The following is a 22,386-nucleotide window of genomic DNA, read 5'->3' as shown; positions in this document are numbered from 1 at the left end:
AATAAAAAAGCCCCGATAATCAGGGCTCTTATTTATCCAAGAATTTCTGTGATTTCATTTTTTATGAAAGACAATGCTAAAACGGTAGGGGATTGCTTATCCAATAAATCGGTCAGGAGTTTTTCGCGCAATTTGTCTGCATTTTCAACTTGTAAAGTTGTTTTTCGGATAGTTTGAATAATGGTATTTTTTGCTGTAAGGATAATGTTCCAGCATTCGTCTGAAATATAAACCTGTTGCGTTAAATTATGTTCAAATTCCTGTTCGATATGATGAATCAATAAAGACTCATAATCGTTCTTGTCGATAGAAAGAGGAGCAACACGAACCAACAGTTTTCCGGGGTTAATACGCTCTAAAAATAAAGCCATGCGCTCATAAGCCTGTAAACGTAAGGGTAAAGCCGTTTTTTGGGATTCTTTGTGTAAAAGGAAACGTCTTCGGCCTTCTTCGTTTTTTAAATAAGAATTAAAAATGTAATAAGCTACACCTCCTGTTACTATTGAAGGTAGTGTGTAAGCTGCGATATCAATTATTTTAGAATAATCCATTTTTTGGGTTTAATTTATGCAAAAGTATAAGATTAACGGAATTCAGGATGTGTCCTTGAAATCTTTTTCGTTAATTTTGTCAATAACACGGTAAAAATATGAAAAAGTTATTACTGGTTTTTATGTTTTTTATGCATTTAGGGGTTTTTTCACAAAACGTTGAAATTACTGTTGCCCTAAAAGACTACGAAACCAATCTGCCTATTGAAGATGCTTCCATTACGGTCCTTAACACCAGACAGGGACTAGTAAGTAATAAAGACGGTATTTTTAAAATTTCCCTGGATAAACCTTCAAAGATTCAGATTTCGCACGCCTCTTATAAGACAATTACAATCAATTCATCTTCTTTAAAGCTGAAAGAGAACATAATTTATATGGATCGCAGTACCAAAACGCTTGAAGAAGTTATCATCACCACAAAACACCCTCAGGAAATTTTAAAGAAACTGGTAGAAAATTCCTCCGATAAATTAACAATTCCGGTAAACCTTAAAGTCTATGTCCGTGAATTCTTTAAGAAAAATGATAAGTACACGTCATTTAACGACGGACTTTTAAATTTTTACATTCAGGGAAGACCCACCAGTGTTAAGACTGATATACTGGTAGAACAAAACCGTTTTTACGGATTGATTAATGATGAAGTTGATGAAAGCACTTTGGGATACAATTTAAACGATATAATTGGTAACTACTATGAATTCAAATACCTTGAAAAAGTGGTCGAGGCTTATTCGAAGAAAAAATACGATTACGAAATAAAAACGTTTCCAAATAAGCAGGATTGTTACATTATGAATATCAGGCCGTTACAAAATATTGATGGTTATTTGCCGGATTTCTATATAGTTTACGATTATAAAAAGAATATCATAATCGAAATCAACTCTTCGGTACTAACTGAACGTTATGAGTTTAAAGGTGTAACCGATTTTTTAGTGATTAAAGGAAAAATTTTTAATTCCGTTTTTAACGCCACCTATAAATACGACGGAAAAAATTATTATTTAGCGAGTTCAAAAGAAGAGATAGGTTTCAAAACAACCAATAAGAAGAAAGAAGAAGAACGTATTGAAGTGAAGAATTATCTGGTTACGACAAACTTCGGTACAAAGCCGGTTCCATACGATAAAAGTGATGTTTATAAAGAAAAATCTTTATTTAATAAACGAAACACGATACTGACCAATTATTGGGAATTCGATTCGGGATTAACCCCAACGGAAGAAGAAAAACAGATAATCGAAAGTTTAGCTTCTAAATTGTAACGTTAAAAGGCATTCAAAACTTGAATGTCTTTTTTTTATGGTTATTTTTGTAGATTATAATTTCAATAACCAAGAAATCCAGTTATTTTGAAAGTCAGTGATTCAAATAAAATGCAACAGATAATAAATCAGCTTAACGAAGCTCAGCGTGCGCCCGTACTGCAAAAAGACGGACCAATGATAGTGATTGCGGGTGCCGGTTCCGGAAAAACTCGTGTGCTTACGGTTCGTATTGCCAATCTAATTCATCAGGGCGTTGATGCTTTTAATATCTTATCGCTTACGTTTACCAATAAGGCGGCACGTGAGATGAAAAAACGTATTACCGATATTGTAGGTCCGGAAGCCAAAAATCTTTGGATGGGAACCTTTCACTCGGTTTTTGCTAAGATTTTGCGTATCGAAGCTGATAAATTAGGATATCCAAGTAATTTCACCATTTATGACGCTCAGGATTCTGTGCGTTTAATCGGACAAATTATCAAGGAGATGCAGCTGGACAAGGATGTCTACAAACCAAAACAGGTTTTCGGCCGAATTTCGTCGTATAAGAACAGTCTTATTACTGTAAAAGCGTATTTCAACAATCCGGAATTGCAGGAAGCCGATGCGATGAGTAAAAAACCGCGTATGGGTGAGATTTACAATCAGTATGTGGAGCGTTGTTTTAAATCCGGAGCCATGGATTTTGATGATTTGTTGTTGAAAACCAATGAATTGTTAAATCGTTTTCCGGATGTATTGGCAAAGTATCAGGATCGTTTCAGATATATTTTGGTGGATGAGTATCAGGATACAAACCATTCGCAATATTTGATTGTTCGCGCTTTATCCGACAGATTCCATAATATCTGTGTGGTAGGTGATGATGCGCAGAGTATCTATGCTTTCCGCGGAGCGAACATCAATAATATTTTAAATTTCCAGAAGGATTACGAAGGTGTTCAAACGTATCGTTTGGAGCAGAATTACCGTTCCACCAGAAATATTGTGGAAGCCGCCAATACGATAATCGACAAGAATAAAACAAAGTTGGACAAAGTGGTTTGGACAGCGAATGAATTCGGTCCGAAAATTAAAATCCACCGCAGTTTAACTGATGGGGAAGAAGGCCGTTTTGTAGCTTCCACCATTTTTGAAGAGAAGATGCAAAAGCAGATGATGAACGGACAGTTTGCTATTTTGTACCGTACCAACGCTCAATCACGAGCAATGGAAGATGCTTTGCGTAAAAGAGATATTCCGTACCGAATTTACGGAGGATTGTCGTTCTATCAGCGCAAGGAAATTAAAGACGTGTTGTGCTATTTGCGTTTGGTTATCAATCCGAAAGACGAGGAGGCACTGATTCGCGTAATTAATTATCCGGCAAGAGGAATTGGTAATTCTACAATTGAAAAATTGACGGTAGCGGCCAATCATTATAAGCGTTCCATCTTTGAAGTCATGGAACACATTGAAAAAATCGATTTGAAACTGACATCGGGAACTAAAAACAAATTACAGGATTTTGTAATGATGATTAAGAGTTTCCAGGTTATCAACGAAAATCAAGATGCGCTTTATCTGACTGATCATGTAACCAAGAAAACTGGTTTAATTCAGGAACTAAAAAAAGATGCCACTCCGGAAGGTATCGCCCGTATTGAAAACATTGAGGTTTTAATGGGAGGTATCAAGGATTTTATCGAAGGTCAAAAAGAAGTTGATGGTGCCCGTGGTGCTTTATCTGAATTCCTTGAAGATGTGGCTTTGGCTACCGATTTGGATAATGATACCGGTGATGATGACCGTGTAGCATTAATGACCATTCACTTGGCAAAAGGATTGGAATTCCCGACGGTTTTTATCGTAGGTATGGAAGAAGATTTGTTCCCGAGTGCGATGAGTATGAACACCCGAAGCGAACTGGAAGAAGAACGCCGATTGTTTTATGTAGCCTTAACCCGTGCGGAACATCAGGCTTATTTAACGTATGCCCAATCGCGTTACCGTTGGGGAAAACTTGTGGATAGCGAGCCATCCCGTTTTATCGAAGAAATTGATCCACAATATTTGGAATATTTAACACCGGTGGAGACGAATTACCGTTACAAACCAATGATTAACACTGATATTTTCGGAGATGTAGACAAATCGAAACTTCGTTTGTCAAAACCTGTTGCAGGTACGCCTCCGAAATATATTACAAATAATGAGCCGAAACCTGACTTAAATATTCGTAAATTGAAGCCTGTTTCAGGAGCGGCACCTGTTGGTAAAGCCAATTTGTTTGACGGTAATCTATCAATAGGGGACATCGTAATGCATGAGCGCTTCGGAAAAGGGCAGATCCTGAATACGGAAGGAGCGGGGGCAGACAAAAAAGCAGAAATCAAATTTGAAGTCGGAGGAATTAAGAAGTTATTGTTGCGTTTTGCGAAGCTGGATGTAATTGGATAGCTTTAAGCTTTTGGCAATAAGCCTTAAGCTTTCACGAAATAGAAATTGTTTTACTAATTCAGGCTTACGGCATAAAGCTTATAGCTTATAGCATAAAAATTATGGCACAATTCATTAAAATTTACCCGGAAAACCCAAGCGAAAAAGAAATCGCCAAGGTGATTAAAGTACTTAAAGAAGGTGGATTGATTATCTATCCGACTGACACAGTTTATGGTTTGGGATGTGACATCACCAATACTAAAGCTTTGGAACGTATTGCTAAAATTAAAGGCGTGAAACTAGAAAAAGCTAATTTCTCGTTTGTTTGTCACGATTTAAGCAATATATCTGATTATGTGAAGCAGATTGATACGTCGACTTTTAAAATCCTGAAAAGAGCATTGCCAGGTCCTTATACCTTTATTCTTCCAGGAAATAATAATCTTCCGAAAGAATTCAAAAAGAAAACCACGGTAGGAATTCGTGTGCCGGATCATGAAATTGCACTGGAAATTGTGCGTAAGCTTGGAAATCCAATTGTTTCAACATCAATCCATGATGACGATGAGGTTATTGAGTATACTACTGATCCTGAACTTATCTTCGAAAAATGGCAAAATCTTGTCGATTTGGTCATTGACGGCGGGTACGGAGATAACGAAGCATCAACAATTATTGATTTGTCAAATGGAGAACCTGTTGTTGTCCGTGAAGGGAAAGGAAGCCTTGATGTCTTATAAGAATTAGTGAAAAGTGATTAATACGAAAAAACGCCTTGAGAATTTCAAGACGTTTTTTTTTATGTTGATAGCTACTGAAAACCAATTGACTGCAAAACCGACTTTTACATGTATTAAAAAGACATCAAATCCTCGAGGAGTTCACCCAATACAAAAGGTTATATTTTCTTATCAATATAATTCTTTCTGGTAAAATAATACATAACCTAAATAAAATAAAATTTTTTTAAATTAAAAAGTACTTTGTATTTCAAAGTTTATTAAATTTGTGGTGAGAAACTTAGAAATGAATGATTTGCAATTTGAAACAAGGTCATTTTTGCTCTGTTTTCATGGAAAAATTATTATCAAAACAAAATTTATGATTATACAAAACAAAAGGCTTTTAGAAATTGTGCTAGTGGTAGCAATTTTATTGTTTATTCCGTTTATAGCAATGCAGTTTACTGATGAAGTAAATTGGAGTTTATTTGATTTTATTGTTGCAGGAGTCTTATTGCTGAGTACTGGTCTGATGTGTGAACTTGTAATAAGGAAAGTAAGTAAAACTGAACATAAAGTTACCCTCTGTGCAGCGCTCCTTGTGGTACTTGCACTTATTTGGATTGAACTGGCTATAGGTATCTTCGGAACACCGTTAGCAGGATTGTAGCAGGAAAGCAGAATTCAGATTTGAAATTAAATTCATAACTCAATAACCGACAATTAGTACTTGTCGGTTTTTTTATTTGTTACAACGATTAATTTATAGGCTACAAAAAGTATTACAAAAATTTGTATGATATTACACTAAGGTATTGAAAAAGAGTGGATAAAATAGTGTTTTGTTATGGTGATGGTATGAGAATCAATACTGTAAAAGATAGGGTTTTAATTACTGAAATCGATATTTATTGATCGGTAGATAGTAATTTACTTGTGTGGCTGGCCAATGAGCAATGTCCATAGCAGGGTGGTAATGTTCGGCCGGTTAAAAAAGCCTATTTGTATTAGTGATGTTTTGCCAGGAGCTCACGTTAATCGTAAGTGTATGCTCACCGATTACATGAAGTCGGAACAAAGAGTCGTTGCCTGTCTCAACCAGGACGTAGTGTACGGACCAGGTATGATCGGAACCCGCCTGCCGTAATGAAAGTGAAATAGGTTGATGGAGTAAATGTAGTAACCTTTTGTAACTGAGGGGAAGTGAGAAGTTAGTTGTTAGTCTTGAGTGTTTTTTAAGAATAAACCAATACATAATATACTGTTATGAAAAATATCCTTCAATCATTTTTTCTTGTTTTGCTTTTGATAAGTTGTAATAAGAAGCAACAGGAACAAACAAATACTGATGCATCTGTAGAATCAGCAACAGAGGCCTTTCGACTTGCTAATATTCAGGAGGAAATGATTTACAGCCGTGCCTTGACAGCGGCGGTATGGAGCATGCCTGTGGTAAATTATCAACTCATGTATCAGGAGATGGCCACTAAACTTAAAGGCAACTTTAATCAGATTGTTATTTGGCCAAAACTTTTGGATTGGAAAAATCAGACACTTACCCCCAATCCCGATGTCATCTATCTCATGCCTTTTTTCAATACAAAAGATGTTGGTCCTATTGTTTTGGAAATTCCTCCTGCTGATAAGGGGGTGTTGAACGGAAGTGTAATGAACTACTGGCAAGCGGCTATTGAAGATATTGGACCTGGTGGAGTTGATAAAGGCAAAGGAGGAAAATATCTGTTTCTCCCACCAGATTATGACGTAAATAAGGTTCCGAAAGGTTATATCCCGCTTGCTTCTAATACCTACCAGGGTTATGCTCTGATTCGTTCGGTTCTTAAAAGCGGAAGTCCAGCTGATGTTGCAGCAGCCATCGAATATTCAAGACGAATCAAACTTTACCCTTTATCAAAGGCAAACCAATCACCACAGACTATTTTTTTGGATGCAAGCAATGTAGTGTATGATTCTTCCATCCCATATGATATCAGGTTTTTTAAATCGCTCGATATTATGGTTCAAGCAGAGCCTTGGCTTGAACGAGATAAGGCAATGATTGATCTTTTAAAAACAATTGGTATTGAAAGAGGGAAACCTTTTAATCCTAAACCACGTACAGAGGAAATCTTAAACCATGCAATCAAAGCTGCAAAAGCATGGCTTGATGTTAACTATGAATCGATGCCAAGATATTATATAGATGCTCATTGGTTTTTCCCGGCCTCGGAAGAAACACATCAAAGCATCATAAACGATTTCAAAGTGCCTGATTCATACCCTGTAGATAATCGTGCAGTGATTTATACAATGGCTTTTTTCAGCGCAAAACACATAGGTGAGTCGCAATATTATTTGATGACATTAAAAGATAAAGATGAAAAACCGTTAGATGGCAGTAAGCAGTATAAATTGAATGTGCCAGCAAACGCACCTGTTAACCAATATTGGTCGATGACGGTATACAACCGTGACACACACACCTTTATCCGCAATGTAAAATGGCAGGGTCGATCTTCACAAACTCCCGGTATTATGAAAAACAGCGATGGCTCCGTGGATATTTACTTCGGACCGACGCCTCCGCCTGAAGGTGAGTCAAACTGGATTCCAACAGACCCTAAAGGACAATTCGAAGTACTCGCACGTTTTTATGGCCCTAAAAAAGAGTTGTATGATAAATCATGGAAGTTGGGAGATATTGAGGAAGTAAAATAGTGAATACCGAATTGCACAAAGATTCAAAATAGCAATGCAAGTTTATGTAATATAATTGAATTTTATGCTGAATATCAGATAATAAGTAAATCGGATAAACTGAAAAACCGTTAAGAATACTTAATAACAAATATTTAAAATTATATGAACAACACACAAAACCATCCTAGCCCTGAAGGTATCCTTCAGATTGCCTCAGGCTTTTGGGCTTCAAAAATTCTTTTGAGCGCAGTAAAATTTCAAATCTTCACAACTCTTGCCGAACGAAAAAGTATGTCGGCCAGCGAAATCAAATCGCTTTTAGGCTTTAAGTGCTCCGACAGGAATGTGTGCGATTTTTTAGATGCACTTACTGCTTTTGGTTTCTTAAACCGTGAAGGTATACTGGAAACTGCGAAATACAGCAATAGTATTGATACCGACTTTTTTCTGGACAGAAACAAACCCTCTTATATAGGAGGATTGCTTGAAATGTTAAATAATAGACTGTATGGTTTTTGGGGAAATCTTGAAGAAGGATTGCTGACAGGTAATCCTCAAAATGAAGCGATTCAGGGAGAAAATCTTTTCGATAAACTGTACGCCGATCCGGCAAGGTTGGAAGAGTTTATTCACGCTATGAGTGGTGTTCAGATGGGAGCCTTTATGGCTTTGGCTCAGAAACTGGATTTTTCAAAATCAAAAACACTTGTGGATGTTGGAGGTTCGGCAGGAATATTGTCGTTGATGGTGGCCAAACACCAGCCGAACATGAACTGTATTACCTGGGATTTACCTGCTGTTACACCGATTGCTGACCAAACCATTCAGAAATTCCAGCTTCAGGACCGTGTTAAAACTGCTCAAGGGGATTTCTTTAAAGACGAATTTCCGAAAGCGGATATTGTAACGATGGGAAATATTCTGCACGACTGGGATGAGGAAACCAAATTGATGCTCATGAAAAAAGCGTATGATGCTCTACCTGAAGGCGGTGTATTTGTAGCTGTTGAAAACGTAATTGATGAAAACAGAAATAAAAATGCTTTCGGTTTGATGATGAGCCTTAACATGCTGATAGAAACAGGAACCGGGTTTGATTATACACTCGCTGATTTTAATAAATGGGCAACTCAAGTCGGTTTTAAATCGACATCGATGATGCCTTTAGCGGGGCCTACCAGTGCAGCAATAGCAGTCAAATAGTCGATTCTGGTTTCAATTGAATAGGATATCATTTGAAAAGCTGTATCATCGATACAACTAAATAAAAAAAAGAGTTTCAATTGAAACTCTTTTTTTTAATTTAAATTCTAATCAGAAGATCATTAAATCTTACCGACGGGATTATATTTATTTGCTCAAAGTCTTCATTTCTTTCTCAAGCATATCATAGAACTGGTCTATTTTAGGCATGATGATGATTCTTGTTCTTCTGTTTTTAGCACGGTTAGCCGGTGTGTCGTTTTCAACAAGCGGAATGTAAGAACTTCTTCCGGCAGGGATTAGCTGCTTCGGATTTACGCCTAAGTCTTTTTGTAAAACTCTGACGATCGATGTAGCTCTTTTAACCGATAAATCCCAGTTGTCCAACAATACGGCGTTTTTAATAGGCACGTTGTCAGTGTGACCTTCAACCATACATTCAAAATCTGGTTTGCTGTTGATTACTTTTGCAACTTTACCTAAAACACCTTTGGCTCTGTCACTTACTTCATAACTTCCTGATTTGAATAAAAGATTATCAGCAATGGAAATCATTACCACTCCTTTTTCAACATTGATATTAATATCCGGATCGTCAATACCCACTTCGCGTTTTAAACTTGTAACCAAAGCCAATGTAACACTGTCTTTTTTGGTTAAAGCATCCTGAAGACGTGAAATTTTCAAGTCTTTTTCCTTTAAACTTTCCAGTGATTTTTCAAGATTTTGAGCACCTTTCGTAGTCAAAACAGTCATTTCTTTAGAACTGTTGATCAGATCGGTGTTGTTTTTCTTTAAATATTCGTTCTGATTGTTTAACGCTTCCTTCTCGGTAAGGCAAGTGTTCAGTTTAACGGTACAAGTATTCAGTAAATCCTGAATTTCTTTGTTTTTGGCTTCCAGCTCTGCTATTTTCTTCTTGGTTCCGCAAGATGTCAGCGATAGACCAATAACAGAAAGTAAAATAAATAGTTTCTTCATGATTAATGATTTTTTTAAAGGTATTAACAAAGTTACTTAACTTACAAAAATGTTTAAAAGATTAAAATGATAAACTAATGTTAAAGATTAACATCAAAAATCTTACCATTTTTAAAGTAGTAACTGTAAACAATCGATTTCGTTTTATAATAATCTTTGGACTGAAAAGCGTCTCTTTTTCGTAAAAACCTGATAATCTGCATGTAAAAGTAATAATGAGCAACTAAAACGGCCCACAAATGTTTAGGTTTTCCTTGAAGAAGAAAACGAATTCCTGCAACTCCGTCAAAACACATTCGAATGAAAAGCGTTGGGAACAACTGCGCAGACGGAAGGTTTTTAATCATCATCCAGGTCGAGTTTCTAAAATTCAAGAATGTTTTTCTCGGACTTCCTGCTTCCAAAGTAGCTCCGCCAACATGATATACTGTAGAGGCACCGCAATATTTAATGCTGTATCCTTTGTTGAAAGCCCGCCAACAAAGATCAATTTCTTCCTGATGCGCAAAAAAGTCGGGATCAAAACCTTTCAATTCCCTAAAAATCTCTTTTCGTATAAAAAAACAGGCTCCGGATGCCCAGAATATTTCGACGGTGTCATTATACTGGCCATTGTCTTTTTCCAACGTTTCAAAGATACGGCCGCGACAATATGGAAAACCATATTTATCAATAAAACCACCAGCAGCACCGGCATATTCAAAATAAGCTTTGTTTTTAAAATCCAATAGCTTTGGCTGAATAATAGCCGTAGTCGGTTCGCTTTCAAATAAGTTGATAATAGGCTGTAACCAGTTTTCGGTTACTTCTATATCCGAATTGACCAAAGCGTAGATTTCTTCCTCAACAAACTGTAAGGCTTCATTATATCCCTGGGCAAAACCAAAATTTGCTTTGTTTTCAATAATGCTTACGGAAGGAAAATTACTTTTTATATACGCAACAGAATCATCGCTTGAAGCATTATCGGCCACATATATTTTTGCCTCGGGAGAATATTGGATTACTGAAGGTAAAAACTGTTCTAAAAGTTTAACCCCGTTCCAGTTTAGTATGACTACTGCAATTTTTTTCAAAAGATGATTATAGATTTGGTTCTTGGATTAAGAAATCTGGCAATTCACGAAGAAATTGATATTTTTCGTTTTCATAATCCATGTAACAAAAATAATGATTTAGTCCGTTGGTAACCATTAAATATTTTGCTTCCAGTGTCATGTTGTAACGTGCAATCTGATCGAATGTTTGCTGGGAAATGTTTACTTCCGGCGCTTTACATTCGATCAGTAAAAATATTTTTCCATCTGGCTGAAATACAACTACATCATACCGCTTGGTTAAACCGTTTATTTTAATTGATTTTTCTACGTTGATGTATGATTTCGAGTAGTTTTTCTGATGTAGCAAAAAATGAATTACGTTTTGTCGCACCCATTCTTCTGGAGTGAGAACCACAAATTTTTTACGGATTTCATCAAACACAGCGAGTTTATTTTCACTATTTTTGAACCGAAACGTATAAGCGGGAAAATTCAGTTTTTGCATCTGACAAAGCTATCATCAAATAACCAAATAACCAAATCAAAGCATTTTGGACGAAGTTTTAAAAATCATCAAAGACATACAAGCCGGAAACATCAAACCAATCTATTTTTTAATGGGTGAGGAGCCTTATTATATTGATAAGTTGGCCGAATATATCGAAGAGAATATTTTGCAGGAACACGAGCGCGATTTTAACCAAACTGTTTTGTATGGCCGTGATGTTACAGTTGAAGAAATTGTTGGAAATGCCAAACGTTTTCCAATGATGGCCGATCGTCAGGTGGTTATTGTAAAAGAAGCGCAGGAATTATCCCGAACCATTGAAAAATTAGATGCTTATGCAGAAAACCCTCAGCCCACAACGGTTTTGGTAATCTGTTATAAATACAAAACGTTAGACAAACGCAAGAAAGTCACCAAAACACTTGGTAAAGTAGGAGTTGTTTTTGAAAGCAAGAAACTGTACGAAAATCAGGTAGGAGATTGGTTGAAAAGGGTTTTAGCCGGAAAAAAATTGAGTATTGAGCCTAAAGCGGCGGCGATGTTTGTCGATTTTTTAGGAACCGATTTAAGTCGGATTGCCAATGAAATAGATAAACTGGCTATTATTTTAAAGCCTGGAGAAACAATAACGCCGGCAATCATTGAGGAAAATATCGGTTTCAGTAAAGATTTTAACCCGTTTGAATTGCGTAAGGCAATCGGCGAACGAAATCAATTGAAAGCCTATCAGATAGCCGATCATTTTGCCCAAAATCCGAAAGATAACCCCATTGTGTTGACAATCGGCTTGGTCTTTGGCTTCTTTTCTCAACTTTTACAGTACCACGGATTAAAAGATAAAAGTCCGGCCAATGTAGCAAAGACTTTGAAAATCAATCCCTATTTTGTGAAAGATTATGATGTGGCATTAAAGAATTACCCAATGAAAAAGGTGAGCGCCATTGTAAGTACGCTTCGTGATGTTGATGTAAAAAGTAAAGGAGTAGGAGCGAACAATCTACCACAGCATGATTTGTTGAAAGAGATGCTGGTGAAAATTTTCAATTAGATTGTGATAATAAAAAAAAGCCCGTTACTGCAACGGGCTTTTTTATGTTCACAGAATACGATCTTACTCATTAATTTTGATCTCAAACATCTTGTCCCAGTTTTTTCCGGTAACAAAAATGGTTTTCGTTTTAGGATTGTAAGCAATTCCGTTTAATACATCAATATCCGGGTGTTGTGTCACTTTTGATTTTAAATCGGATAAGTTAATAACAGCTTCAATAGCGCCATTTTTAGGATCGATGATTGCAATAGCGTCCATCTGATAAATATTGGCATAGATTTTACCATTGATCCATTCTAATTCGTTTACTGACTTGATTTTTGAATTGGCAGTATACACATTGATATAGTCAACTTCTTTGAAATCAGTAGGATTTACAAACCAGATTTTCTCAGTTCCATCCGACATTAAAAGGTTTTTGCCATCATTGGATAATCCCCAGCCTTCCAAGTTCGGTTTGAAATACTGGAATGTTTTTTCTTTTTTAAACGTATCGGCATTATAAACATAACCTTCACCGTTTTGCCATGTAATCTGGTAAACTTTGTTGTTTAAAACAGTACAGCCTTCACCAAATACACTTTCCGGCAGCTCTACAATTTTATGTACTTTACCGGTTTTGTAGTCTGTTTTTCGTAGGGAAGAAATGCCTTTTAAGCCGGTCCCGCTTCCGGTCCCATTTCCGGTACTTTCAATTAAGGTATCTCTGTAAAATTCCAAACCTTGAGTATACGCTTTTAAATCGTGTGGATACGTATTTACGATTGTATATTTCAATAATTTCGGTTCTACATCAGAAACCAATTCCACGCGTGAGGTTACTTCGCTGTTTTCGCCTTCAAAATATACCAATGCTTTAATGTTTTGGTATCCCAGTTTCTGATCGGCGAAAGCGAAATTCATTTTGTCGTTTTCTTTTGCTGTACCTATTTTTTTATCATTAATATAGTAAACGACGGAGTCTATTTTTTTGTTTTCAGGATTTTTTAAGGCCAAAGAAAGGGATTCCTGAGGCTTATATTGCTCTTTAAATTGGGAAGAATCGAAAGAAAATAAATTTTCTTCTGCTTTTTTATTACTGTCACAGGAAACAATAGCTGTTCCTAATAAAATGAATGTTAATAGGTTATGTTTTTTCATTGTTTAAAAATTGTTAAAGGCAATATACAATGATATTTTTAATCTTCAATTGCCTTGCAAAAAAATAAAAAGATTGTATATTTGCACCGGCAAGTCCTACACGACCAGCTCCTGCAGACTCCTCCAGGGTGGGAACGCAGCAAAGGTACGCGGTTGTAGCGGTGCGATGTAGGTCGCTTGCCGTTTTTTTTTTAGAATATCTTTTCAGTTTATATATCTCCCTTGTGGAGATTTTTTTATTTTTAGGGTATTCAAATATATCCTATGAACCTGTCCTGGCAAATCGTCCGTCTCAATCTTAAAGAAACTTTTTCGATTTCATATGGTAATTACGCTTTCAGGGAAGCGCTTATTATCAAGTTGAGTGCTTTAGGAACAAGTGGTCATGGCGAATGTACGGGAATTGATTACTATCATATAAGTTTAGCGGATTTCGATAAAAAACTCCATCTGATAAAAGATAAAATCGAATCCCGGAAAATTAATCATCCAATTGATTTTTACAAATTCCTGTTGACATTAGAATTACCAAGTTTCCTTCGCTCTGCATTGGATTGCGCCTATTGGGATTTGTTCGGGAAACTGGAAAAGAAGACTTTTTCGGAATTGAATATGATAAAAATCGGTGCTATTCCAGAGTCTTCAATAACAATAAGTGCCGCATCAATTGAAACCCAGCTTGATAAAATAAAAAATTCTTCGTGGAGCAAATTTAAAGTCAAATGTAACCGTTTTGACGAAAAGGAAATCGAAATGCTTTTGCAAACGGGAAAATCGGTGGCTTTGGATGCTAACGGGAGCTATACTTCGGAACAGTGTCGCTGGCTTGAAAATTTTGAAGCGGCAAAAGGTTTTACCTATGTGGAACAGCCTATGAAACCTGGAGCCGCTAATTTTGAAACATTGCATTCCGACAGATATCCCAACTGGATGGCCGATGAAGATTGTCAGGAAAACATCGATTTAAAGCTATTGCAAGCTCATTACAGAAGCATTAACATAAAACTGGTTAAATGTGGCGGACTAACACCTTCCTTAGATTTAATAAAAAATGCCAGATTGTTGGATTTCAAAATAATGATTGGTTGTATGACTGAATCGACCATCGGCATTTCGGCAGGTGCAGCTTTAGCTTCGTTAGTGGATTTTGCCGATTTGGATGGTGCCAATTTAATCGCCAATGATATTGCAAAAGGGAGCCAGGTTATAAATGGAATCATTCATCTTTCTGAAAAACCGGGCTTGGGAATCGAAATTACGTAAGCAGGGAAATGTGTAACCTACATTTTTTTTAACGTAATATCTTCCTTACTTTCGTAGAGGTTATGCCCCATAATCTAAAATCTAATAGTCAAATAATTTAAAATCAAATAATCGAGTAATCGAATAATCTAAAAAATGAGCAAAGTAGTTTTGATTACAGGAGGTTCCTCAGGTATCGGGAAATCTGTTGGCGAATATTTACACCAAAAAGGATTCATTGTATATGGAACGAGCAGAAATCCGGAACGTGTTGAGCATTCGGTTTTTCCATTGGTCGCTTTGGATGTGAGAGATTCTGAAAGCATTAAAAAAGCTGTTGCCGAAGTGATTACTAAATCAGGACGATTGGATGTTGTGATCAATAATGCCGGAGTTGGAATTACAGGACCACTTGAAGAAATTCCGGCCGAAGAAATAAAAAACAACTTCGAAACCAATTTATTTGGACCTATTGAAGTGATGAAAGCCGTTTTGCCTCAAATGCGCCTTCAAAAATCGGGTTTGATTATTAACGTAACTTCTATTGCTGGTTATATGGGATTGCCGTACAGAAGTGTGTATTCGGCATCAAAAGGAGCATTGGAGCTTATTACCGAAGCTCTGCGAATGGAAACCAAATCGTTTGGAATTCAGATTACCAATGTCGCTCCGGGAGATTTTGCGACTAATATTGCAGCTGGACGTTATCATGCGCCATTAGTTAAAGGTTCGGCTTATGAAATTCCTTATGGTAACACTTTAAAAACAATGGATGAGCATGTTGCCAGTGGAAGCAATCCGGACGAAATGGCGTTGGCGATATATGCCGTTATTCAAACTCCAAAACCCAATGTTCATTATAAAGTAGGCGCTTTGATGCAAAGGTTTTCAATCATATTAAAGCGAATTCTTCCGGATAAAATGTACGAGAAATTATTAATGAATCATTATAAGCTCTAAGGAAATAAATGCTTATGAAGTTTAAATTTTTTCTGTATTTCGTTTTGGTATCAAGCTACTGTTTTTCGCAATCTTTTGCGGAAAATGACACTATAAGAGCCGCTGTTATTGTAACAGGTGGTTATGGCTTTAGCTACAGGATCGTAAAAGTTCCTAAAGGATTGTCGTCAGCCGAAACGGATTATTTGAAGGACTTAAAAACCGGTACAAACTTTGATATCGGCGTTTATTACAAGTTTAATTCGTTAGACGGTGGTTTAGGACTGAAATTTAATAAATATAACTCCAAAGGGAGTGGTTATTCCAGTGAGTACGGTAGTTTTGGAGATGACATCAACATTACATTTTTCGGAGCTTCGGTTTTCCTCTCGTCGAACAGTGTATTTGATGGTAAAAAACAAGTGGGACAAGTATTTGTGGAATTCGCGATGGGCTATATCAAATACAGAAATGATTCCTATGCTTTTGCAAATGAACACACAATATATTTAGGTGGAAATATAGGATTTTCTGCTTCCGGAGCTTATCATTTTCGGATTACGGAACGTTTTTTAATAGGTCCGCAATTGGCATATGTAGGAGGTTTTTTGGAAAGAATTAATGTTAGCTATCCGGATAGTACTAGGGAAACTATAGTAATGGATGAAGAATCCAGAGAACGATTACATCGTATAGATTTAAATGTTTCGGCTAAATTTAGATTTTAAGTAAATTAATGAATAGTTTTGCACCAATTTTAAGGATTAATACACAACAATTTTAAATACATCAGGATGAAATTTTTTATTGACACAGCCAATTTAGAGCAGATTAAAGAAGCACAGGCACTAGGTATATTAGATGGTGTGACTACAAACCCATCATTAATGGCTAAAGAGGGAATTACAGGAAAAAACAATATTTTAAAGCATTATGTTGATATCTGTAATATTGTTGAAGGTGATGTTAGTGCCGAAGTAAATGCTCTGGATTTGGAAGGCATGATCAAAGAAGGTGAGGAGTTGGCTGAATTGCACGAGCAAATTGTAGTGAAATTGCCGATGACTAAAGAAGGAATCAAAGCTTGTAAATATTTCTCTGATCGCGGAATCAGAACCAATGTAACGTTGGTATTCTCTGCAGGTCAGGCGCTTTTGGCTGCAAAAGCTGGTGCAACCTACGTTTCTCCGTTTTTAGGTCGTTTGGACGATGTTTCAACTGATGGTTTAAATTTGATTGATGAAATCCGCTTGATTTATGATAACTATGCTTTCGAAACTCAGATTCTTGCGGCTTCTGTTCGTCATACAATGCACGTTGTAAATTGTGCTAAAATCGGAGCTGATGTAATGACAGGTCCTTTATCTTCTATCTTAGGATTATTAAAACATCCATTAACGGATATCGGTATTGCTCAGTTTGTTGCAGATTTCGAAAAAGGAAATAAATAGTTTACAGTTACAACCTAATTTAGGGTTGATAGTATAAAAAAGGATTCAATTTTATTGAATCCTTTTTTCTTTATAGATATCAGAACCAAATACAGGTTACTTTTTATTTTAGATATTTTTCAAAATCAGCATCGAAAAGGCTAACAAACGCATTTTTAACTGTACCGTCTGAATTTAAAAGTAAAACGCGGTGAATTTTAGTGATAACCCATTCATCTTTCAGTTTTTGCATATCTGTTGCATGAAGTTCTGTGGTATCATTGAAATTATAGGAAGCAAGCGTTTGTTGCCAATCCTCTATTGAATCATCCATATTGATACCGATGAAATTCAAATCAGGATATTTAATTTTTAAATCGTGCGCTTTTTTATGAACGCCTTCCAAATGCGATTTCGAACTTAAAGTCCAAAAGAAAACTACAGTCTCACCTTTGCCTTTAGCAATCGAATTAAAGTCGATTTTTTCATTACGGTTATTGATAAACTTCTGTGGCGGAAGTTTACTTCCTGGAGTTAATAGTTGAGCGGCACTCGATATTTTTCTGATTTCGTTGTGCTTGCTTTTATCGGTGGAAAGCTGAAAATAACGGTCTAAGAACTTTTTATTGTTCGCCATGTTTTGATCTTCAAGAAGATACATGAAGGCAATGTTGTTCAAAACACCGTTTTTTATTTTCTGATTTTTGATCAGCGTATCCGTAATGTTCAGTTTTTTTATGTTGGAGGCCAATGCACTCTGTTCATAGTCTTTTTCAGTGGTACAGTTTTTATAGGCGATGTTGTTTAACATAGCCGTTATGTAACGAACGAAATCAACGTAAGTGGTTAAATCCTCATTGTTGTAATCAATCGTGTTTCTGAAAGCATAGTAGTTTTTAGGTAAAACTTTGCAGATATCTTCCCCATTTCTTCTTTTATGGGCAATAGGGTATATTTCTTTTTTCGCCAGATAATCTAAATCCAATGAAGCTTTTGCAAAAACATCAAATTTTTCGTTCCAGCCGATTTCGGTCTTTCTTCTGAGATAAAATGATTTTTTTGCTGCGTATGAAGAATCGATTGTCTTTGAGAATCGCTTATAGTCTTTATCAAAAACATCATAACTTCTGTCGACTTCATTCTTGAGGAACATTTCGATCAGGTAATTGTTCTTCTGGTCGCCACGGCCGCAAAATACCAATGAATTATCGAATTCTTTTGTGTTCAACCGAAGCATTATACTATCGTTTTTGTCAAAATAGACATACTGGTATTCCGGTTCATGTCTGAAAGTATACATTCCGGGAGCAAGTGAATCGATTTTTTTGAAAAAACGGTTCTTATCATCCAAAAGTAAAGAATCAATTACTTTATTATCCTTTAAAAGTAGTACGTAACGGCTATTCGGATTGATTATTTCACCTCCAAAATAGGCAGTGTAGTTGTCGTCTTTGAATTCTTTGTTACAGGAACAAAGTCCGCACAGCACGACAGACGAGATAGGTAATAGTAGATTTTTAAAATAGGCGAACATTTAATCAAAATTAATTCAAAACAAATATAGGTCTGTAGGGGATAACTTGCTGTTAATGTACAGTTAAAATGCCAAAATGAACATTCTTATAATAAGGGGCCAAAACTCCGCTATTTTTTCTACTTTTGCAACACTTTTAAAAAAAATCAAAAAATCAATGCTAACAGTTTCAAATTTATCAGTTCAATTTGGTAAGCGAATTTTGTTCGACGAAGTAAACGTTACCTTCACGCAAGGGAACTGCTACGGAATTATCGGGGCAAACGGTGCTGGAAAATCTACTTTTTTAAAAATATTGGCAGGTGATATCGATCCTACTTCAGGTCGTGTTATTCTTGAACCGGGCAAACGTATGTCGGTTTTAAACCAGAACCACAATATGTTTGACGAGCATACAGTTTTGGAAACCGTGTTAATGGGGAATAAAACATTATTTGCCATTAAAAAGGAAATGGACGAACTGTATGCTGATTACGATGATAAAAATGCAGACAAAATTGGTGAGCTTCAGATGCAGTTTGATGAAATGAACGGATGGAATGCCGAATCAGATGCTGGTGCTATGCTTTCCAACTTAGGAATCAGTGCAGAACTTCATTATACATTGATGAGTGATATGGAAGGGAAGATGAAAGTACGTGTGTTATTGGCACAGGCATTATTCGGAAACCCGGACGTATTGATTATGGATGAGCCTACCAACGACCTTGACTTTGAAACGATTGGCTGGTTGGAGAACTTTTTAGCAAATTATGACAATACGGTTTTGGTGGTTTCTCACGACCGTCACTTCCTGGATGCGGTTTGTACGCATGTTTCGGATATTGACTTCGGAAAAATCAACCATTACTCGGGTAACTATACTTTCTGGTACGAATCTTCTCAGTTAGCAGCAAAACAACGTGCACAGCAAAATAAGAAAGCTGAAGAGAAAAAAGCAGAATTAGAAGAATTTATCCGTCGTTTCTCGGCGAACGTTGCAAAATCAAAACAGGCAACTTCACGTAAAAAGATGATCGATAAATTAAATCTGGATGAAATCAAACCTTCAAGCCGTCGTTATCCTGCTATTATTTTCGATCAGGAAAGAGAAGCTGGAGATCAGATTTTGAATGTTCAGAATTTAAGTGCTTCCATCGAAGGTGAAGTATTGTTCAAAAACGTTGATTTAAATATGGCAAAAGGGGATAAAGTGGTTGTTTTCTCTAAAGATGCCCGTGCCACGACTGCTTTTTACGAAATTTTGAACAATAACATGAATGCAGATACAGGTACTTTTGATTGGGGAATTACAACCACACAATCGTATCTTCCAAACGATAACCACAGTTTCTTTGAAAACGATTTGACTTTAGTAGACTGGTTGCGCCAATGGGCAAAAACAGAACCGGAAAGAGATGAAGTTTATGTTCGCGGTTTCTTAGGAAAAATGATTTTCTCAGGAGAAGAGGCTTTAAAAACGGGGCGTGTTTTATCCGGAGGTGAAAAGGTTCGTTGTATGTTATCCCGAATGATGATGATGAGAGCGAACGTTTTAATGCTTGATGAGCCAACAAATCACTTGGATTTGGAATCGATTACTGCTTTCAATAACTCGTTGAAAAACTTCAAAGGTTCTGTATTGTTTACCACGCATGACCACGAGTTTGCGCAAACGGTTGCCAACAGAGTAGTCGAAATAACGCCAAATGGAGTAATTGACAGATATATGACTTTTGATGAATATCTTGAAGATGATAAAATTCAGGAAATGAGAAAGAAAATGTATTCTTAATAATAAAAAATCCCGCTTACGTGCGGGATTTTTTATTTATGCTTATTTGTGAGTTTCTTTTATTCAATTGGAATCTTGTTTGCATTTTTTTCAACCCAACTGTCAAATGATTGTAATTCCGGATTCAATTCTTTGGCAAATTTCATGTCGCGGACACTATTGAAAGGACCTTCAAAATCACGATAAAATTGGAACATGTTTCCTAAATCTTCTGCACCGGGAAATCCAAAATTTCTGTATTGATCTGGGGTTACTTCATTATATACAACTTCCTGACCTAACTTTTTTGATAGTTTTTCTGCCATTTCGGTACAAGTGATCTGATCTCCTGAAATACCAATTCTTTTGCCGATTAACTCTTTACCTTTTTTGAATATGCCATAAGCGCATTTTCCAATATCTTGGGAAGAGATACCAGCCATTTTCTTATCTCCTAGTGGGAATGTTATCGCCAGTTTTCCGTTAGCATCTTTTTTTGGGCCCATGCCGAAATAAATTAGATTTTCCCAATAAAAAGAGGTCAACAAAAAGGTTACCGGCAACCCTGCGTCTGTAAAAAAATGATCCGATTCGCCTTTGCCATCAAAATGAGGGACTTTATATTTTTCCTGCAATGTTGGCAAACTGTTGTCGCTTAGAGGGACAAACTTTCTTACATCTTCGAGGGTTGACCAAATGACATGTTGCAAACCTACTTCTTTGGCCGCTGTTGCCATATTCTTTGCTTCTTTCATTTCTTTGTCAACAGAGAAGTGTTCCCAGAAGAAGGTAACAAAATAGGCACCATATGCCCCTTCCAAGACACGTTTGATACTTTCAATATCATCAATATTAGCGGATACTACTTCGGCTCCCAATGTAGCGAGCGCTTTCGCTTTTTCCGAATTGACATCTCTTGTTACCGCGCGAACAGAAAATTCGCTATTTGGATCACTAAGTATGGCATGAGCCAAACCGCCACCCTGAGCACCAGTTGCTCCGAATACTACAATAATTTTTTTTTGCGACATAATTGTATTTTTTTTATGTTAGAATTGTATCAATGAACTCCAAACGGATTGATAAAATATAAGATATAATGGAATAAGTTTTGCAAAAGAAATGAGGATGATGACAGAACGAATTCTAAATCGATGTATTGAAAAATAATTCGTAAACCTTTTTTTATGAGGTGATTAGAATTAAAATTTCGATAGTAAATATAATAATAAAATTTCGAAAACAGAGATTTTAAAAAGTATTATTGTAGCGATAAACTTATGAGGGTATCACTACAATTGGTTTGTGACTTTTAAGTATATCATTCTAAAATATTCCGGATTTCTTTTTTCAGTTCAGGTAATACTTCTTGGTTAAACCATTCATTTTTAGCAAGCCAGATATTGTTTCTTGGTGAAGGATGCGGTAAAGGAAAATAATTTGGCAAATAAGATCTGAATCGTTTAACTGTTTCGGTCAGTGTTTTACCTTTTTTATCACCGAGATAGTAGTTTTGGGCATAGTGTCCTACCAATAAAATAAGTTTTGCTTCGGGCATTAACGCCAGTAATTTGTTGTGCCATAAAGGAGCACATTCCGGTCTTGGCGGCAAATCACCTGTTTTTCCGGTTCCGGGATAACAAAACCCCATTGGCATTAAAGCTACTTTGTCGGTGTCATAAAAAGTAGCTTTGTCGATACCTAGCCAGTTTCTCAGATTGTCACCGCTTTTATCATTCCATGGGATTCCAGTGTTATGAACGATTCTGCCGGGGGCCTGGCCAACAATGATGAGTTTGCTTTTAGAGCTTGCGGCTATAACCGGATTCGCACCAAGTTCAAGATACTGTTCACAGACTTTACAGTTCCGGATTTCTGTTAAAAGCTTATCCATCGC

General features: G+C 36.5%; 20 protein-coding genes and 1 other RNA gene. 13 read left to right on the top strand and 8 right to left on the bottom strand.

The window, feature by feature from the left end; all coding sequences use genetic code 11:
* Positions 1-32 precede the first annotated feature (32 nt).
* Entirely contained in the window at positions 33-551 is a 519-nt protein-coding gene (locus LZF87_RS11050; RefSeq protein ID WP_244339068.1) for a hypothetical protein, read from the bottom strand.
* Between the two features lie 98 nt (positions 552-649).
* Between LZF87_RS11050 and LZF87_RS11045 the strand changes: the two genes are divergently transcribed.
* The 6 genes from LZF87_RS11045 to LZF87_RS11020 all read left to right on the top strand — a co-directional run bounded on the left by LZF87_RS11045 (position 650) and on the right by LZF87_RS11020 (position 8,871).
* Positions 650-1,822 carry a carboxypeptidase-like regulatory domain-containing protein gene (locus tag LZF87_RS11045; RefSeq protein WP_244339067.1) on the top strand — a complete coding sequence of 391 codons (1,173 nt, stop codon included), beginning with the start codon at positions 650-652 and terminating at the stop codon, positions 1,820-1,822.
* Between the two features lie 111 nt (positions 1,823-1,933).
* Positions 1,934-4,264 carry an ATP-dependent helicase gene (locus LZF87_RS11040; RefSeq protein WP_244339066.1) on the top strand — a complete coding sequence of 777 codons (2,331 nt, stop codon included), beginning with the start codon at positions 1,934-1,936 and terminating at the stop codon, positions 4,262-4,264.
* A 101-nt stretch (positions 4,265-4,365) separates the two neighbouring features.
* On the top strand, positions 4,366-4,986 hold the full coding sequence (locus LZF87_RS11035) for an L-threonylcarbamoyladenylate synthase (RefSeq protein ID WP_244339065.1): 621 nt from the start codon (positions 4,366-4,368) through the stop codon (positions 4,984-4,986).
* A gap of 286 nt (positions 4,987-5,272) precedes the next feature.
* The gene (locus LZF87_RS11030) at positions 5,273-5,638 is read left to right on the top strand and encodes a hypothetical protein (RefSeq protein ID WP_244339064.1); all 366 of its coding nucleotides are present in this window, start codon (positions 5,273-5,275) and stop codon (positions 5,636-5,638) included.
* Between the two features lie 596 nt (positions 5,639-6,234).
* Entirely contained in the window at positions 6,235-7,686 is a 1,452-nt protein-coding gene (locus LZF87_RS11025; RefSeq protein ID WP_244339063.1) for a DUF1214 domain-containing protein, read from the top strand.
* Between the two features lie 144 nt (positions 7,687-7,830).
* Positions 7,831-8,871 (top strand): acetylserotonin O-methyltransferase, encoded by a 1,041-nt coding sequence (locus tag LZF87_RS11020; protein WP_244339062.1) that lies wholly within the window; start codon positions 7,831-7,833, stop codon positions 8,869-8,871.
* Between the two features lie 147 nt (positions 8,872-9,018).
* On the opposite strand, the gene LZF87_RS11015 is transcribed toward LZF87_RS11020, so the two are convergent.
* The 3 genes from LZF87_RS11015 to LZF87_RS11005 all read right to left on the bottom strand — a co-directional run bounded on the left by LZF87_RS11015 (position 9,019) and on the right by LZF87_RS11005 (position 11,397).
* Entirely contained in the window at positions 9,019-9,852 is an 834-nt protein-coding gene (locus tag LZF87_RS11015; RefSeq protein ID WP_244339061.1) for an OmpA/MotB family protein, read from the bottom strand.
* 80 nt (positions 9,853-9,932) lie between these two features.
* Positions 9,933-10,928: a glycosyltransferase family 2 protein gene (locus LZF87_RS11010; RefSeq protein ID WP_244339060.1), complete on the bottom strand. Its 996-nt coding sequence runs from the start codon at positions 10,926-10,928 to the stop codon at positions 9,933-9,935.
* 7 nt (positions 10,929-10,935) lie between these two features.
* On the bottom strand, positions 10,936-11,397 hold the full coding sequence (locus LZF87_RS11005) for a type I restriction enzyme HsdR N-terminal domain-containing protein (RefSeq protein ID WP_244339059.1): 462 nt from the start codon (positions 11,395-11,397) through the stop codon (positions 10,936-10,938).
* A 46-nt stretch (positions 11,398-11,443) separates the two neighbouring features.
* Here LZF87_RS11005 and holA point away from each other — a divergent pair, with 46 nt between their 5' ends.
* Complete coding sequence (holA, locus tag LZF87_RS11000; RefSeq protein ID WP_244339058.1) at positions 11,444-12,448, top strand: DNA polymerase III subunit delta; 1,005 nt, start codon at positions 11,444-11,446, stop codon at positions 12,446-12,448.
* Between the two features lie 63 nt (positions 12,449-12,511).
* Here holA and LZF87_RS10995 read toward each other — a convergent pair whose 3' ends face one another.
* The gene (locus LZF87_RS10995; protein WP_244339057.1) at positions 12,512-13,591 is read right to left on the bottom strand and encodes a glutaminyl-peptide cyclotransferase; all 1,080 of its coding nucleotides are present in this window, start codon (positions 13,589-13,591) and stop codon (positions 12,512-12,514) included.
* Between the two features lie 87 nt (positions 13,592-13,678).
* Between LZF87_RS10995 and ffs the strand changes: the two genes are divergently transcribed.
* The 5 genes from ffs to fsa all read left to right on the top strand — a co-directional run bounded on the left by ffs (position 13,679) and on the right by fsa (position 17,223).
* An RNA gene (ffs, locus tag LZF87_RS10990) (signal recognition particle sRNA small type) lies at positions 13,679-13,777 on the top strand.
* Positions 13,778-13,855: 78 nt separating this feature from the next.
* Positions 13,856-14,854 carry an enolase C-terminal domain-like protein gene (locus LZF87_RS10985; RefSeq protein ID WP_244339056.1) on the top strand — a complete coding sequence of 333 codons (999 nt, stop codon included), beginning with the start codon at positions 13,856-13,858 and terminating at the stop codon, positions 14,852-14,854.
* Between the two features lie 135 nt (positions 14,855-14,989).
* Entirely contained in the window at positions 14,990-15,793 is an 804-nt protein-coding gene (locus tag LZF87_RS10980) for an SDR family oxidoreductase (protein WP_244339055.1), read from the top strand.
* 14 nt (positions 15,794-15,807) lie between these two features.
* Positions 15,808-16,500: a hypothetical protein gene (locus LZF87_RS10975; RefSeq protein WP_244339054.1), complete on the top strand. Its 693-nt coding sequence runs from the start codon at positions 15,808-15,810 to the stop codon at positions 16,498-16,500.
* A 66-nt stretch (positions 16,501-16,566) separates the two neighbouring features.
* Entirely contained in the window at positions 16,567-17,223 is a 657-nt protein-coding gene (gene fsa / locus LZF87_RS10970) for a fructose-6-phosphate aldolase (protein ID WP_023574536.1), read from the top strand.
* A gap of 103 nt (positions 17,224-17,326) precedes the next feature.
* On the opposite strand, the gene LZF87_RS10965 is transcribed toward fsa, so the two are convergent.
* On the bottom strand, positions 17,327-18,736 hold the full coding sequence (locus LZF87_RS10965; RefSeq protein ID WP_244339053.1) for a TlpA family protein disulfide reductase: 1,410 nt from the start codon (positions 18,734-18,736) through the stop codon (positions 17,327-17,329).
* 157 nt (positions 18,737-18,893) lie between these two features.
* On the opposite strand from LZF87_RS10965, the gene LZF87_RS10960 reads away from it, so the two are divergent.
* On the top strand, positions 18,894-20,510 hold the full coding sequence (locus tag LZF87_RS10960) for an ABC-F family ATP-binding cassette domain-containing protein (RefSeq protein WP_244339052.1): 1,617 nt from the start codon (positions 18,894-18,896) through the stop codon (positions 20,508-20,510).
* Between the two features lie 59 nt (positions 20,511-20,569).
* Here LZF87_RS10960 and LZF87_RS10955 read toward each other — a convergent pair whose 3' ends face one another.
* Positions 20,570-21,520: an NmrA/HSCARG family protein gene (locus LZF87_RS10955; protein ID WP_244339051.1), complete on the bottom strand. Its 951-nt coding sequence runs from the start codon at positions 21,518-21,520 to the stop codon at positions 20,570-20,572.
* 290 nt (positions 21,521-21,810) lie between these two features.
* A complete protein-coding gene (locus LZF87_RS10950) occupies positions 21,811-22,383 on the bottom strand; it encodes a uracil-DNA glycosylase family protein (protein WP_244339050.1) in 573 nt (190 codons plus the stop codon).
* Positions 22,384-22,386: the final 3 nt, after the last annotated feature.

Origin of the sequence: Flavobacterium enshiense (assembly GCF_022836875.1) — a bacterium.
Classification (GTDB): domain Bacteria; phylum Bacteroidota; class Bacteroidia; order Flavobacteriales; family Flavobacteriaceae; genus Flavobacterium; species Flavobacterium enshiense_A.
This window is presented reverse-complemented; position numbering and strand designations above follow the sequence as displayed.